The organism is Echinicola pacifica DSM 19836 (assembly GCF_000373245.1).
In the GTDB taxonomy this organism is placed as follows: Bacteria; Bacteroidota; Bacteroidia; order Cytophagales; family Cyclobacteriaceae; genus Echinicola; species Echinicola pacifica.
Genome location: NZ_KB890750.1, coordinates 299,888 through 316,583, shown reverse-complemented (window position 1 = coordinate 316,583; position 16,696 = coordinate 299,888). Strand labels below are relative to the sequence as shown.

Genomic DNA, 16,696 nt, shown 5'->3' with positions numbered 1-16,696 from the left:
GGGAATGGATACGAACAATAACAAATACCTCAAACTCTCCGGGCTTGAACCCTTGGTGTTTACCCCTGAATTGAATTTTGTAAATATCGGGGAGCGAACCAACGTCACAGGGTCCAAGAAATTTGCACGGTTAATCCTAAATGGTCAATATGACGAGGCCTTGGAGGTCGCTCTGGATCAGGTAAGAGGCGGCGCTCAGGTATTGGACGTGTGTATGGATGAGGGGATGCTGGACGGTGAAGCGGCCATGGTGAAGTACCTGAACTTGCTGGCTTCTGAGCCCGAGATCAGCCGTATTCCTATCGTAGTGGATAGCTCCAAATGGAATATTATTGTGGCGGGCCTGAAGTGTATTCAAGGCAAAGGAATTGTGAATTCCATCAGTTTAAAGAACGGTGAAGAGGAGTTTATCCACCAGGCGAAGACCATCAAGAAATTTGGTGCCGCGGTGGTGGTAATGGCATTTGATCAGGATGGGCAGGCTGATTCGTACCAGCGGAGAGTGGATATCTGTAAGCGGAGCTATGATATACTCGTGGAGCAGGTGAAATTCAACCCTAATGATATTATTTTTGATCCTAATATTTTTCCAGTGGCCACAGGCATGGACGAGCATCGCTCCAATGCCATTGATTTCTTCAAAGCCACCAAATGGATCAAAGAAAACCTGCCTGGCGCCAAAGTCAGTGGCGGGGTAAGTAATGTAAGTTTCTCCTTTAGGGGAAATAATCCGGTAAGGGAAGCCATGCATGCCGCCTTCCTGTATCACGCGATTCAGCATGGTATGGATATGGGCATTGTAAATCCTTCCATGCTTGAGATCTATGATGATATTCCTAAGGACCTTCTGGAGCATGTGGAAGATGTACTGTGGGATAGGAGAGAGGATGCTACCGAGCGCTTATTGGATTTTGCGGAGACGGTAAAGTCCACAGGAAAGAAGGAAGTGGCGAATGAAGCCTGGAGATCTGATCCGGTATCGAAGCGGATCGAGCACTCTTTGGTCAAAGGAATAATAGACCATATTGAAGGAGATGCAGAGGAAGCCCGGCAGGAGCTCAAAAGCCCTCTTAAGGTGATAGAAGGCCCACTTATGGACGGCATGAATGTGGTGGGAGATCTATTCGGATCAGGAAAAATGTTCTTGCCCCAAGTCGTAAAATCCGCCCGGGTGATGAAAAAGGCCGTGGCCTATTTAGAACCTTTTATGCCTAAAGCCGGGGACGCAGACTTTAACGAGCAAAAGAGTAGCATCAAAAAAGTACTATTGGCCACCGTAAAAGGGGATGTGCATGATATTGGGAAGAATATTGTAGGGGTGGTATTAGCTTGCAATAGCTACCAAATTATAGATTTGGGAGTAATGGTGGATGCTCAGAAGATAATCGATGAGGCTATCAAAAATGACGTGGACATCATTGGCCTTAGTGGCCTGATCACCCCCTCCCTGGATGAGATGGTGAATGTAGCCTCCGAAATGGAGCGACAAGGGCTCAAAATCCCCTTACTTGTGGGAGGAGCAACTACCAGCAGAATCCATACTGCAGTGAAGATCGACCCGGTATATAGTGGTACTGTGGTGCATGTGCTCGATGCTTCCAAGTCTGTGCCTGTGGCAGGAGAGGCGATTTATGAGGAGACTAAAGAAGAATATCGACTTAAAATCAAGGAATTATACGCCGAATTGAGGGTGGCCCACCAGGCCAAGCAAGAGGCCAAGCAATTAGCAAAATTTGAAGAGGCTATCGCCAATCCTGTAGTAATAGATTGGTCGGATTACCAGCCGGTAAAACCGAGGAAACTAGGCAAGACCGTCCTGGATCTCGATATAGCGACCCTCCGCAGCTATATAGATTGGACGCCATTCTTCAGCACCTGGATGCTGTCTGGAAAATACCCTAAGATCCTCAAGGATGAAGTGGTAGGCGAGCAGGCTCAAAAGCTATTTGAGGAGGCTAACCAGATGTTGGACCAGATTATCGCTGAGAAATGGCTGGAAGCCAAAGCAGTTATCGGCTTATTTCCAATCAAGAGACAAGGGGAGGATATAGTCATCTTGGATGAGGAAGAAAAGGAGACGAACATCAAGTTTCACTTCTTGCGTCAGCAAGGCAAAAAAGGCAAGGGGGTCCCAAATCGCTCCCTGGTGGATTATCTGCACCCTGATAAGGTAGATTATTTTGGAGGCTTTGCCGTCACCGCTGGGCTGAAGATGGATGATAGAGTCGAGCAATATAAGGCGGAAGGAGATGATTATAATGAGATCATGTTCAAAGCTCTTGGCGACCGACTCGCGGAGGCAGCCGCGGAATATATGCATGAGATGGTGCGGAAAGAATATTGGGGCTATGCGGATTCTGAGCAGCTAGACAATGACCTGCTGATCAGGGAAGCTTATGCCGGTATCCGACCAGCACCAGGCTATCCTGCCTGCCCGGAACACTCCGAAAAAACCACCTTATTCGACTGGTTACAGATCGAGGAAAGCATAGGTATTAGCCTTACCGATAGCTTTGCTATGTTCCCTACCTCCTCGGTAAGTGGCTTTTATTTTGGCCATCCGGAAAGTAAATATTTTGGCTTGGGCAAAATAGGTGAGGACCAGGTCCAAAGCTATGCTGAGCGTAAAGGGGTGAGCAAGGAGCAGGCTGAGAAATGGCTTTCGCCAAATCTGGCCTATACACCAAGGCTGAAACCCGTAGAAAGTTAATCAATTTAAAAGCAGAAATATTACCCATTATCTAAACCTTAGATTAAAACTAATGGGTTCTAATACCATAAATTCATGAAAGTAATCGATCACATCAATCAAGCGAAGAAACCGCTTTTTTCCTTTGAAATCCTTCCTCCCCTAAAAGGGGAAAGCTTAAATGATATGCTGGAGGGCATTTCCCCACTGATGGATTTCAACCCGCCATTTATCGATGTCACCTATCACCGTGAGGAATATATCTATAAGAAGCACTCCACCGGCCTACTCGAAAAAGTAAGCACCCGGAAACGTCCCGGTACCGTAGGGATCTGCGCTGCGCTGATGAACAGGTTTAAGGTCGATGCAGTTCCTCACATTCTTTGCGGAGGCTTTACAAAGGAGGATACCGAAAATGTATTGATCGATTTGAATTTTATAGGCGTGGAAAATGTCCTGGCCTTACGGGGTGATGCGCCCAAATCTGATGGGCGATTTATCCCAGATGAAAATGGACATAACTATACCAATGAATTGGTAAGTCAAATAGTAGGGATGAATAATGGGAAATACCTGCACGAAGAAACAGAAACGGGATTCCAAACGGATTTTTGTGTTGGTGTGGCAGGATATCCTGAAAAGCATTTTGAGGCGCCTTCTTTTAAGTTTGACCTCAAAAACCTGAAAGCAAAAGTCGATGCAGGTGCTGAATACATCGTGACGCAAATGTTTTTTGATAATCAAAAATATTTTGAGTTTGTCAAAAATGTGCGGGCAGCGGGAATTACCGTTCCCATCATTCCAGGGTTAAAACCAATCACGACCTTAAAACAAATGACCGTACTGCCAAGTATATTCTTCCTAGATATGCCAGATGCTCTGATGGACGAGTTGGAGAAGTGTAAAACCAATGCCGACGTGCGTCAGGTGGGGATAGAGTGGTCCATCCAACAAAGTAAAGAATTGATAGAATTTGGTGTTCCTTGCCTTCATTATTATACTATGAGCAAGGCCAGCACCGTTCATAAAGTCGCCAGTCAGGTGTTCTAAACCAGCAACCTACTAATTTAAGTTCAAAGCCAATCTAAGTTTTTTAGATTGGCTTTTTCTGTTTTAGCTTATTTCTAAAATACCTTTTTTAGCCGTTCTAATTGAGTGGAAATTTTGAATAGGTTTTTCCATATTTCAGGCCTTATCTCTTATGATTTTTTTACTGTACAAGCATTCTATTGATCTTTATAATAGGCCTTTAGGCCTTGTTTTCATGTGTTAGGATGGAAAATTAATAGTGTTTCAAAACCTAATAACCTTACGAATACTAACTAATTAGTTTACTTTAATTGAAAATATTATATGTAACAATTACAGGTTATTATAATAAAATGCGTATAATAGTGTGTATTTAAGTATTCTATATAGATCTAATGGAAAAATACGATTCATATACAGACATTGATTTGTGGATCAAAGTGAAAGAAAACGGTAATAGTGCTTTCACTTTTATTTACGAAAGCAATATTGATGATCTGTATAGATTTGGGCAAAAAATAACACCTGATCTTGAAATAATAGAGGATGCACTTCAGGATATTTTCACCAGTTTGTGGTTAAAAAGATCAAGTATTGAGATATCAAGTTCAATAAAATTCTACCTTCTTAAATCCTTAAAAAGGGAGCTTATTCATAAACTGAAAAAGGCCAATAAATTGATTGCTTACGAAAGTATTCATGAGGACTTTTCGATGGAGGAGAGCTGTCAGGAAAAGATAATTGCCGCCGAAAAGAGTGATGGGAAGCTAGAGGTTCTTAAATTCTCTATGGGGGGATTATCCAGGCGACAAAAAGAGGCACTTCACCTTCGGTATATAGAAAACTTATCCTATGAGGATATCTCAGCGATTATGGGTATTCAGGTTCCCACACTTTATAATATGATTTTTCGATCCATAAAGCTCCTTAAGCAGGATTTTCAGAAATATAATTACAAATTCAAAGTCTTAGTATTTTACGGCATTGCACACTATATTTTTCATTATTGCCGCTAATGCCGTAGTCCTACGCTTGAGATTAATAATCTTGGCCTACAGCCAAAAAAAGATATCCAGCAGCAGAATTTACCTCTAAATCACCAGCGATTTACCTTCCCACCCTATCACAGACTGCTTCAATATACCATTAAGGGTGGTATAGGAGGGCTTGAGAAAAAATTAACATTTTTTTTTGTTAGATCTCCTTAAGCGCTTCCTCTATATAATAAAGAGGCAAGAATTGAAAGATCATATAAATACCCTTTCCGACTTATTTGAGGATGCAGACTTCAGAGCATGGGTGCTGGAGGATGATCCTGCGCATTTGAATATTTTTTGGAGCCAGTGGCAAAAAGAGCATCCTGAAAAACAGGATTTAGTAATAGAAGCCAAGGCCATCCTGGAACAGTTGAAGCACGATACTCAGCCGATTGCTCCTATCAGAAAGGATGCTATTCTTGCAAGGATTAATGAAACCATTGCCACTGAAAGCAAGCCTGATTCCGCAAAGCCTCAAGCAAAGCGGAGAAGATTCCCCCTACGTATCTACCTAAAAATAGCAGCAGTCCTCGCCTTATTTCTAGCATCGATTTCCTTCTGGAAAGTGAATGAAAAAATCGACAGCCCTAATCCTGTCCCACCGGTTGCGGATTGGGTAATCAGAAAAAACGCTAAGGGGCAGAAATCGAAGTTGTATCTGCCAGATGGCAGTACGGTAATCCTAAATGCGGATAGCGAATTACGGTATGATAGAAATGGTTTTGGCAAGGATCAGCGGGCGTTGATTCTGAGTGGAGAGGCGTTTTTTGAGGTGGAGAAGGATCCATATTGCCCCTTTACGGTACAGACAGGTAGCCTAAGTACCACCGCCCTGGGAACCTCATTCAATATAAATGCCTATCCCAATAGCCCTATGACCGTATTCCTGGCCACAGGATCCGTGCTTGTAGCGAAGGAAAACGAGGGTCAGGAGAATGATTCGGTTCAGCTCGTACCTGGTCAGGTGGCTTATTTGAGTAAGAAGGAGAGGCTAACCTCTAAGAAAGAGAAGAACCTGAAACAATATGAATGGACTCGAGGGACACTATTTTTTGATAAAACGCCCTTTGATAAAGTGATCATAGAGCTCGAGAGATGGTACGGAGTACAAATTAAGGTACTGGGCAAGGGGAAGTCCTCACCGGTAATCAATGGAGAATTCAAGCAAGAAAGTTTAAAGAATGTCCTGGAAACGATGAAGTATTCTCTGGACTTCACCTTTTCGATAGACGACCATGAGATAGTCATAAAATTTAACAATTCACCATAACCAAAATAACCGAATATGAAAACAATAATACCCATTCCCAAAATAATAGGAAGACTACTCCTATTGATCCTGATGATTCAGGTGGCGGGCAGTATGCCGCTAAGAGCCGAGGTCCTTGAAGTACAAAGGCAATATGATATATCCAAAGTGCTGGTAAGTTTGGATCTTAGGAATAGCCAATTGACACAGGTTTTTGATAAGATTGGCGAGCAGTCATCCTTTAGCTTTTTCTATGAAGAGGAGCTACTCCGAGATTTTCCGACGGTGGAGATCAAGGCGAATGATCAGACCTTAGAGAAAGTTCTCTATGAATTAGCCGCTACCTATCATCTACGCTTCCGGCAGGTAAACGACCGGATAAGCGTACGCAAGTCATCAATAGGTGACAGAAGCAAGGAGGTGGATATTGCCTTGACGGTGGAAGGCATCGTGAAAGACTCCAATAATGATCCTATTCCAGGGGTAAGTATTTTGGTAAAAGGATCCACTCTTGGGACGGTCACGGACCTCAATGGCAATTTTACCATCGACGGGGTTCCTGAGGATGCGGTTTTAGTATTCTCATATATTGGCTACAGCCGTCAGGAGATCAGTCTAGACGGAAAGGCCACACTGGAAGTTATCATGGCCTTGGATACCCAATCCTTACAGGAAGTGGTGGTGATCGGCTATGGAGCGGTGGAGAAGAGAGATCTTACCGGCGCGGTGGTGAGTGTAGGAGTGGAGCAGCAAGAGGAACTATCTAATGTAAACCTTATGCAATCTTTGCAAGGCAGAGTACCTGGACTTAGTATAGGTGCGACTACCAGCTCTGGTGCCAACCCAAGAATAGACATTAGAGGTCAAAACACCCTGTCTGGTACCTCAGCCGACAATTCTCCGCTGATCGTGCTGGACGGTATCATCTACCGTGGCAGTATGGTCGATATCAATCCTTCGAATGTGGAATCCATAGAGATATTGAAGGATGGAAGTGCGGCGGCGGTGTATGGCTCTCAAGCCTCCAATGGCGTCATACTGATCTCCACCAAGAAAGGTCAGCAGGAAGGAAAACCTATTATCAGCTATTCAGGTCAATATTCGGTGCAGGTGCCGGCCAACACCTTGGAGCCTTTTAATACCGCCGATAGTAAGGCCTTTTTGAATGATGTGTATTGGACAGATAGTCGTATCGGCCCGGATTACCTCGAGGATAACCCTGCATTTTCGGTTACTCCGTTTCTAAAAACCCTTCAAATCACCGAGGGTTATCAAAATAATCTGGACAATGACTGGTGGGGAATGCTCACTGGAAATGGAAGTATCAATAAACAGGATATAAGTATCAGAGGAAGGTCGGAAAATTCCGGATACTTTGTTTCAGCAGGCATTTTGGATCAAAAGGGCTTCGTGAAAAATGATGATTATAAACGCCTGAGTTTAAATTTCAATATGGATACGAAGATCACCGATTGGTTGAAGTTTGGAATGGAGACCTTCCTTACCACGAGTGATTATTCGGGTGTTTCGCCTACGGTAAACACCGCTTTTCACCTGCAGCCATTTGCGCCAATATATGATGAAAATGGAGATTATATTTTGGAGCCAAATGGATTAAGTCTCAACCCATTCCTGCAATATCAGATAGATGATGAGGAAAAAAGACTAAACCTATTCGGCAATTTCCACTTTGATGTGCAGCTGCCATTTGTGGAAGGGTTTAATTACCGGTTGAATTTCGGTAATAATTATATTCAAAACAACCATAACCAATTTAACCCCTGGGGAGCCAATTATACTGGAAGCGCTTATAAGAACACTGATAATCTGTACAGTTATATCGTGGATAATATTTTCACTTATAAGAAATCCTTTAATAGTGACCACCGGATTAACCTGACCTTCTTATATGGAGTGGAGAGTATCCGGACGAGCAACACCAAGTCCTCTGCGCAGGATTTTGTAAACCCCACGCTAGGATTTAATAAGATGGATGCGGGAAATCCAACGCTTAACGCCATCTCTTCAGGAGCGGAGAAAGAAACCAGTTTATATACCATGGGGAGAGCCATCTATACACTGAAAGATAAGTATATGATTACCGCTACGGTGCGTAGGGATGGATTCTCGGGTTTTGGTTCGAATAGTAAGATTGGGGTTTTCCCTTCGGTAGCGCTGGGATGGGTAATGAGTGAGGAGGATTTTATGAGTAATAGCGGTGTAGATTTCCTTAAGCTTAGAGGCTCTTATGGCAAGACAGGTAGAAGAGGACTATCAAGGTATCAAACACTCGCAAGAATGGGTTCTGAGCAGAGTGTGGTCTTTGGTGATGGGGGCAATGCGACCATCGGCCAGTGGATCTCATCTATGGCAAACGACGATTTGAAATGGGAAACCACAATAGGCCTTAACCTTGGGGTGGATTTTGAACTTATTGGCTCCAGGCTTTATGGTAATGTGGAATACTATCGAAATAATACAGAGAATATTCTGTACAATATCCAAATCCCTGAGCTTACCGGTTTCTCCAGTATTGCGACCAATATCGGTAAAGTGAAGAATCACGGAGTGGAATTATCCCTAAATGGAAGAATCATCCAAACTACAGACCTCAGCTTAGAGACAGGGTTTAATTTCTCCCGAAATAGAAACGAAATCGTCTCTATCCTTGGCGCTGATAATAATGACGATGGGAAGGAAGATGATATTGTAACCAATAAATTATTCATTGGCCATCCTCAAAGCGTCATTTATGACTATGAAGTGACGGGAATGTGGCAATTAGAAGATGAAGTGCCTACAGGCTTCTTCCCGGGAACCTATAAGCTAGATGATGCCAATGGCGACGGGATAATCTCTCCTGATGATCGGAAAATCATTGGAAATACAGATCCTTCTTACCTGTTTGGTATCAGCAATACCCTCAGGTATAAGAACTTTTCACTGTATGTATTTGTGAATTCCATTCAGGGAGGAAGAGACTTCTATTATGCAGATGGAAGCCCTTATCAGGATGGGGATTTGTTTAAGAAGGATCAACTTTCTTACTCCAATGCCATGGCCTTTGATTATTGGATGCCCGAAAATCCAAATGCAAAATACCGAAGACTTGATACTCCATCGAGTTTTGTGGGAAGACCTTATGACCAAAGGAATTTTGTGAGACTTCAAGATTTGTCTATCGCTTATACCTTCTCCTCCGCCTTATTGGAGCGACTCAAAATAGCCAATCTGAAAGTCAACTTGAGTGGCAAAAACCTCGCGACTCTGACCAAATGGGAAGGTTGGGATCCAGAAACTGGACTTGGCCTGGAATCAGGTGTTCCTCTAATGAGAAGTTATACTGTTGGTTTAAATATTGAATTTTAATCCGAAAATCATGAAAAATATATATAAAATAGTATTGTCAGTCTGCTTACTGAGCTGCCTATCATGTAATGAAAATGACTGGTTGCAGGAAGAGCCGCTGGATTTTTATACACCAGGTAATTCATTTTCGAAGCCCTCTGACTTCAATTCGGCGATAGCCAGAATTTATAAAAATGTATTCCCCACGCTACTAAATATCAATAGCAATGCGGGAAGGGCAATGCATTACCCTTCAGATATGGTTTGGGATGCGATTGACGTCACCCATGACTTGAATCTTTATGAGGATAAGATGACGCCAACTACTAACGTGGTTCAGGACTTATGGACCAATCTCTATCGGATGATATTCGACGCCAATGTAGTTTTGGGAAGAATTGACGACCCTTCATTGGTATTTGACTCCGAAGAGCAGAGAAATGGCTTTAAGGCTGAAGCGATGTTTTTTAGAGCCCTAGCTTACCGTACACTGGCCGTGTTTTATGGTGGGGTACCGATAGTGCTGGAGGAAACCACCACCCCTAGGAGAGATTTTGAAAGAGCCTCTAAGGATGCGGTGATCGATCAGGCGCTCTCTGATTTACAATTTGCTGTGGAAAACCTTCCAGAAGTCACCGAGCTTAAAGAAGACGGTCGGTTGACCAAAGCGGTGGCAAACCACCTTCTCACCGAGGTTTATATCATTAAAGGGGACTATAGCTCCGCTATTTCTGCAGCAAATGAAGTGATTAATAATCCAAATTATGAGCTGATGAAAAATAGATTTGGATCCCGCATGACAGAGCAAGGTGACGTCTATTGGGATCTGTTTCGCCGCAACAATCAAAATCGAAGCAGTGGAAATAGAGAGTCTTTATGGGTGAGACAATTCGAATACCTGGTAGATGGGGGAGGCGCTGACAATCCCTGGCCGAGATTCCTGATTCCAATGTACTGGCAGCTGAAAGGTGCTGATGATGAAAACCTCTTCATTGGCCCAAGTAATGCGTACGGTGGCCGGGGTATCGGCTGGTATGCACCCACGCTATATGCCAGAGACGTCATCTGGGAGAATGCCGAAAATGACATTCGAACCTCAGACAATAATATTTTGAGGGATATCGTAGCCAATAACCCGAACTCAGCATTCTATGGTCAAAAGATAGTTGAAAGTGGTGCCATTGATGATTTTCCTAATATTTTGGATCGCTGGTGGAACGTGATTTTTACCAAGATTGCTCCAGTCAATAATTTCCCAGACGAATTTGTCCTCAATCCAGAAACGGGTTTGCTAAATAATTCTTCCAATAATATGCTTACTGACCAATACATCTTTAGATTAGCGGAGACATATCTATTGAGGGCAGAAGCCCATTTCCTTAATGGAGATCCGGGAAGTGCGGCCGCAGATATTAATGTGGTCAGAGATCGCTCCAGTGCCCCCCTAATTTCTGCCGCCGAGGTGGATATGGATTATATTTTGGATGAGCGGTCCAGAGAATTGGCCTGGGAGGAATTGCGGGTATTTACTTTAATGAGAACTGGGAAGTTTATCGAGAGGGTAAAGCAGTACAATCCGGTGACGGGAGATAGAATTGCCGATCACCAAAGTGTATGGCCTATTCCTTTTAGGGAGATAGAAACGAATACGGAGGTGAAGCTTGTTCAGAACCCCGGATATTTTTAGCATAAAATTATAAAACCTTAAAGGGAAAAGCTGAGATTTAACGATTTGTATCCTACTCAGCTTTTCTCCTTTAGGTGAATCATAAATTCCTAAAAATGAAAATTAAAAGAAAGATAATTAGGACGGCAGCCTTTATAGGTGCCTGTCTGATGGTTAGCCCGGCTTTTTCGCAGGATCAGTTGAATATCGCCTTAGAGGACCAAGACTTGAAGGTCTGGTATGATAAGCCCGCGGTGGAGTGGACGGAGGCGATTCCCATTGGCAATGGCTATATGGGAGCAATGGTATTTGGCGATCCTAAGCATGAGCGTATCCAGCTAAATGAAGGCACCTTATATTCCGGGGACCCTGATCACACCTTCAAAAGTATCAATATCCGTAAGCAGTATCCTCAGGTCCTAGCACTTCTGGAAGCTGGAGAGTATGGAGATGCTCAGAAAATGATCCAAAAAGACTGGCTCGGCAGAGCTCAGCAGTGCTTCCAACCTATGGGTGATGTATGGCTGGATTTTGACCATAAAGAGCCTGTCGAAGATTATGAGAGGACACTTGATCTAAGTAAGTCCCTGGTGACTATTAGCTATAAGGTGGGCAAGGTAAGGTATAAGAGAGAGTACTTTGCGAGTTATCCCGATCATATCATGGTGGTAAGAGTAACTGCCGACCAGCCTGGGGCGATCAATTGTAATTTGCATCTTTCCACCATCCACGAGCCTACACAGCAGTTGCTGGCAGATCAGGACCAACTGGTGCTAAAGGGTAAGGCGCCAGGAATAGCCTTGAGACGGACTCTAAACCAGGTCACTGCGGCTGGTGATCAGTATAAGTATCCGGAGATTTTTGACTTGGAAGGAAATGTACTCCCAGGAGCTAGCCAGGTAATGTATGATGAGGATGTGTTTGGTTTGGGGATGGCATTTGATACTCGGGTGGTAACTCGGAATAAGGGCGGCCAAACTGATATTTCCGACGAAATGGTGAAAGTAAAAGAGGCTGATGAGGTGATTTTTGTATTGTCAGCAGCGACGAGCTATAATGGTTTCGATAAGTCTCCGGCCTTTGAAGGGGCAGATCAGGTGGCCAAGGTGAAGCAGCAGCTTATGAAAGTGGCCAATAAGTCTTATGATGAATTACTCAATACGCATGTTGATGATTATCAGGCCTTATTTTCTAGGGCCAAGTTAATAATCGATGAGCCTACTAAGCAATCATCCCTTCCTACCGATCAAAGGATAAAATTCTTTGAAAATGGAAAAGACCAGTCTTTGGTCGGCTTATATTTCCAGTTTGGGAGATACCTAATGATCTCCGGGTCACGTCCGGGAGGGCAGCCACTGAATCTTCAGGGAATCTGGAATGATAAGGTTATTCCACCTTGGGCCAGTGCCTATACGATGAATATTAATTTACAGATGAACTATTGGCCTACGGAGCTGACGAACCTATCGGAATGCCATGAGCCTTTATTTACGGCCATCAAGGAGTTGGCGGTGAATGGGGAAGAGAGTTCTCGACAGCTATTTGGTCAGCAGGGCTGGATGGCCAATCATAATATGACGATTTGGAGACATGCAGAACCGGTAGATTTTTGTGCCTGCTCATTTTGGCCTATGGTGGCAGGTTGGCTGATGAGTCATATGTGGGAGCGGTATTTATTTACTGGTGATGAGGAATTTCTGAGAACAGAAATCTTCCCATTATTGGAGGGAGCGGTACTGTTTTATAAGGATTGGCTCATTCCCAATGCCGAGGGCTATCTCGTGACGCCTGTGGGACATAGTCCCGAAAACACCTTTATCTATAGAGATAATGAATTTTCTACGCAGAGCCCTGGCCCAACCATGGATATGGCCATTATAAAGGAGTCTTTCACCAGGTACCTGGAAGCCACCGAATTATTAGGATATAATACGGATATCAAGGAGGAGATTAGCCAAAAGTTATCACAATTATTACCCTATCAAATCGGGAAATATGGGCAGCTGCAAGAGTGGCAAATGGATTTTGAGGAGAATGAGCCGTCTCACCGACATATCTCTCATCTCTATCCCTTACATCCGGGCAATCAGATGAATATCACTAGTAATCCAGAATTGGCTGCCTCCGTAAAGAGGACCATGGAGCGAAGAGGAAATCAAGCTACTGGCTGGTCCATGGGATGGAAAGTAAATGTATGGGCGCGGTTAAATGAAGGAGATATGTCCTTAGAGCTGTTAACCAACCTACTGCATCTGGTGCGAAAAGGGGAGAAGGGAACCCAAACTAGTGGGACCTATGCCAATCTTTTTGATGCGCACCCACCTTTCCAGATTGACGGCAATTTTGGCGCTACCGCTGGCATCGGGGAGATGCTGCTGCAAAGTCATGATGGATTCCTGACCTTATTGCCAGCCTTACCGAAGGTATGGAAAGACGGTAAGTTCTCTGGTCTAAAAGGCCGTGGTGGCTTTGAGGTGAGCCTTGCTTGGGACGGAAACAAGCTGGAAAAAGGAACGGTAATCTCCTCTAAAGGCGGGATACTCCCACTGCGCTCCCTTACGGAATTGACCTTTGAGGGAGAGGTGAAACTGCTGACGGATGGCGAAAATGAGCTAATGATGCCTATTCAACCAGGTGAGCACCTTAGCCATTTTGATGGGGAATTCCCGAAACTGGTAAATCCTGACTATTTTGTCTATTATATCGAAACCAGTCCCGGGCAGGAGGTTGTATTTACTAAGAAATAATGAAATAGAAACGGAGATAGCTATAGCCTGAAATAGGGGATTCCCTTAGCTCGGCAAAGTGAAAGATTTAGGGTGGATCCTGACTTTAAAAGTCGGGATCCACCTTTATTTTTTCTAGTTCAGTAGAATATTATGGTGTTAGAAATGAATTTTATAGTCAGGAAAAAGAAAAAAATAGGATGAATAGTGCTGAGCAAATTTTCTTTGAATAGAACAGATCACTTCTCTATTACCTTCGGATAGAGCCTTCACCGCAACCGATTTAAATTCTGCTTAAAGGTCGATTTCCCAAATTCATTCCCTGAACCCAAAGCTTGGATATAAGGAAGCGATTATAGAGTGAATACTTTCAATAACTTTCATTGAGTGGACAAATTTAGTTTTATGAAAGAAAAGTGAAGCTATTTTTTTTCATAATTTACATAATCGGCTAAAGACTTGTTGAAATAGTTGCTATATTGGGTCGAAATAAATTATAACCCAAAGTAGAGTATGTTTATAAATAAGTTGGTGATCGCAACAGTTTTCCTAACTGGTGCCATGACCTCAGCCCCACAACCCCGCAATGATACTGTCGATTTTAAGGCTTATGACCAGAAGATTCCTGATACTGATTTATACTTTGGCTTAAGTCCGATTCCCGCAGGAAGTTTTAAGATGGGAAGCGCTGAGAGCAGTCCCTCACACCGATCCGATGAAGGACCTGTTAGGGAGGTGAAATTGGATGCTTTTTGGATGGGCACACATGAAATTACCTGGGATATATTTGAATTGTTTTTGAATAAGAATTTTGAAGCTTCGGTGATGGAGAAGCCCCTTCCGCCAGAGGTGGATGGTCTCACCCGACCAAGCACGCCGTATTTGGATATGACCTTTGGCATGGGTAAGGAAGAGATGCCGGCTGTAGGCATGACCCAATATGGTGCCATACAGTTTTGCAAATGGCTTTACACCAAAACAGGTGTATTCTATCGCCTTCCTACGGAAGCGGAATGGGAATACGCTGCCCGTGCAGGATCTGAGGCCGCTTATTTTTTCGGAGATGATGCAGCGCAGCTGGAGGAATACGCTTGGTATGCAGATAATAGTGAAAAAACCACCCATAAGATAGGAGAGAAGAAAGCCAATCCCTGGGGTTTATATGATATTTATGGAAATGTAATTGAGTGGACCAATGATGCCTATTTGGCCAATTACCCTTCTGCGAAGGGTACACTTGATAATCCAGAAGAGAAAACAGAGGAGCTATATCCACGCGTATTGAGAGGAGGAAGCTTCAAGAGTGATGCGGAGGATTTGCGTAGTGCAACGCGATTTGCCTCTACTCCTAATTGGAAACAAATAGATCCTCAAATACCCAAAAGCCGATGGTGGTTCCCTGAGGCTCCATTTCTGGGAATTAGGGTGGTAAGACCATTGGAGACTCCCTCAGAAGAGGAGATCATGGCTTACTATAATCAAGAACCTATTGACGATTATTAACTAATAAAACCTATTTACAATGAACCTAAAAAAGAACAACCGACGTGACTTTCTGAAAACCACCGCTTTGGTTACTGGTGGAGCCATGGTAAGTCCATTTACACTTCCTGGCGCCTATGCTGCTGGAAGTGATGAGATCAAGGTAGCTTTGATTGGCTGTGGCGGAAGAGGTACTGGAGCCGCTTTTCAGGCTTTTGGCACTGATAAGAATATTAAGCTGGTCGCAATGGCAGATGCCTTTCGCGATCGTTTAGATAGTAGCTATGAGGCGCTATCCAAGAAGATAGGCACCGAAAAGGTGGTCGTAAGTGAAGATAAGAAGTTTGTAGGTTTTGACGCTTATAAAGATGCCATCAAAGAGGCTGATGTGGTATTATTGGCCACTCCTCCGGGTTTCAGACCGATGCACTTTGAGGAAGCAGTAAGACAAGGAAAGCATGTATTTATGGAAAAACCCGTGGCCACAGATGCCAATGGGATCCGTAAGGTCATCGCTGCAGCAGAAATGGCCAAAGCCAAGAAATTAAATGTGGTCGTTGGGCTGCAAAGAAGATATCAGGATAATTATATAGACACCATTCAGCGTATCCATGATGGGGCTATTGGCGAAATCGTAGGTGGCCACGTTTATTGGAATGGTGGGGGAGTGTGGACTAAACCACGTACTCCAGACCAAACAGAAATGGAATACCAAATGCGTAACTGGTATTATTTCAACTGGCTATGTGGTGATCATATTACCGAACAGCACGTTCACAACCTTGATATTGCCAACTGGGTAAAAGGTGGCTATCCTGTGAAAGCAGAAGGCACTGGTGGCAGAATGGTAAGGACTGGCCTGGACACCGGAGAGATCTTTGATCACCATACCGTACGACTTACTTATGCTGATGGTACTGTGATCGATAGCGAATGCCGTCACTTCCCCGGAGCTTTCAATAAGGTGGATGAATCTTTCATCGGGACCAAAGGTCGGGCCTATATGAATGCCAGTAATGTGGGAAAACTAACTAGCCTCAATGGAAGCTCGCTCTATGAGCACAATGGCGAAGGAGATATCAATCCTTACCAGCAGGAACATAATATGCTGTTTGATGCCATCGTGAAAGGGGAGTACAAATACGAAGATGCTACCCGCTCGGCGATGAGTACTATGACGGCGATTCTAGGTAGAGATGCTACCTATTCCGGTAAGGAAATAAGCTGGGATGATGCCTTCCACTCTGAAGTGGACCTTATGCCGGAGACCTTAGCTTGGGATGCTATGCCGAAGTTATTGCCAAATGCAGATGGATTATATCCTCATGCTGTACCTGGAAAAACAAAAGTTCTTTCTTAAGTAAATTCCTACAGTGACTAGATCTTATCACCCACTGTCAGTGGTGATAAAGGCTCTAGTTACCAGACTATAGAATAATTTTATATTTAATATTGGTTTAATAAAAAAAA

9 protein-coding genes are annotated in these 16,696 nt (G+C 43.7%); all 9 read left to right on the top strand.

Features of this window, described 5'->3' with window-relative positions; translation table 11 throughout:
- Positions 1–4: 4 nt before the first annotated feature.
- The 9 genes from metH (at position 5) to B050_RS0111890 (ending at position 16,586) form a co-directional block, all read left to right on the top strand.
- Positions 5–2,710: a methionine synthase gene (gene metH, locus B050_RS0111930; RefSeq protein ID WP_018474152.1), complete on the top strand. Its 2,706-nt coding sequence runs from the start codon at positions 5–7 to the stop codon at positions 2,708–2,710.
- Positions 2,711–2,785: 75 nt separating this feature from the next.
- Complete coding sequence (metF, locus tag B050_RS0111925) at positions 2,786–3,739, top strand: methylenetetrahydrofolate reductase [NAD(P)H] (RefSeq protein WP_018474151.1); 954 nt, start codon at positions 2,786–2,788, stop codon at positions 3,737–3,739.
- Positions 3,740–4,113: 374 nt separating this feature from the next.
- Positions 4,114–4,734 carry an RNA polymerase sigma factor gene (locus B050_RS0111920; RefSeq protein WP_018474150.1) on the top strand — a complete coding sequence of 207 codons (621 nt, stop codon included), beginning with the start codon at positions 4,114–4,116 and terminating at the stop codon, positions 4,732–4,734.
- A gap of 223 nt (positions 4,735–4,957) precedes the next feature.
- Positions 4,958–6,025, top strand: a complete 1,068-nt coding sequence (locus tag B050_RS22925) for a FecR family protein (protein ID WP_018474149.1) — start codon at positions 4,958–4,960, stop codon at positions 6,023–6,025.
- A 15-nt stretch (positions 6,026–6,040) separates the two neighbouring features.
- The gene (locus B050_RS22405; RefSeq protein WP_018474148.1) at positions 6,041–9,373 is read left to right on the top strand and encodes a TonB-dependent receptor; all 3,333 of its coding nucleotides are present in this window, start codon (positions 6,041–6,043) and stop codon (positions 9,371–9,373) included.
- Positions 9,374–9,383: 10 nt separating this feature from the next.
- On the top strand, positions 9,384–11,039 hold the full coding sequence (locus tag B050_RS0111905) for a RagB/SusD family nutrient uptake outer membrane protein (RefSeq protein ID WP_018474147.1): 1,656 nt from the start codon (positions 9,384–9,386) through the stop codon (positions 11,037–11,039).
- Between the two features lie 95 nt (positions 11,040–11,134).
- Positions 11,135–13,765, top strand: coding sequence for a glycoside hydrolase family 95 protein (locus B050_RS0111900; protein ID WP_018474146.1), 2,631 nt, complete (start codon positions 11,135–11,137; stop codon positions 13,763–13,765).
- Positions 13,766–14,257: 492 nt separating this feature from the next.
- Positions 14,258–15,247, top strand: coding sequence for a formylglycine-generating enzyme family protein (locus tag B050_RS0111895; protein ID WP_018474145.1), 990 nt, complete (start codon positions 14,258–14,260; stop codon positions 15,245–15,247).
- Positions 15,248–15,266: 19 nt separating this feature from the next.
- Complete coding sequence (locus B050_RS0111890; RefSeq protein ID WP_018474144.1) at positions 15,267–16,586, top strand: Gfo/Idh/MocA family protein; 1,320 nt, start codon at positions 15,267–15,269, stop codon at positions 16,584–16,586.
- Positions 16,587–16,696 lie beyond the last annotated feature (110 nt).

Bases quoted from the DNA above. Each gene is read 5' to 3' on its own strand.
- metH (WP_018474152.1), top strand. From the start codon at position 5: ATGGATACGAACAATAACAAATACCTCAAACTCTCCGGGCTTGAACCC.
- metF (WP_018474151.1), top strand. From the start codon at position 2,786: ATGAAAGTAATCGATCACATCAATCAAGCGAAGAAACCGCTTTTTTCC.
- B050_RS0111920 (WP_018474150.1), top strand. From the start codon at position 4,114: ATGGAAAAATACGATTCATATACAGACATTGATTTGTGGATCAAAGTG.
- B050_RS22405 (WP_018474148.1), top strand. From the start codon at position 6,041: ATGAAAACAATAATACCCATTCCCAAAATAATAGGAAGACTACTCCTA.
- B050_RS0111905 (WP_018474147.1), top strand. From the start codon at position 9,384: ATGAAAAATATATATAAAATAGTATTGTCAGTCTGCTTACTGAGCTGC.
- B050_RS0111900 (WP_018474146.1), top strand. From the start codon at position 11,135: ATGAAAATTAAAAGAAAGATAATTAGGACGGCAGCCTTTATAGGTGCC.
- B050_RS0111895 (WP_018474145.1), top strand. From the start codon at position 14,258: ATGTTTATAAATAAGTTGGTGATCGCAACAGTTTTCCTAACTGGTGCC.
- B050_RS0111890 (WP_018474144.1), top strand. From the start codon at position 15,267: ATGAACCTAAAAAAGAACAACCGACGTGACTTTCTGAAAACCACCGCT.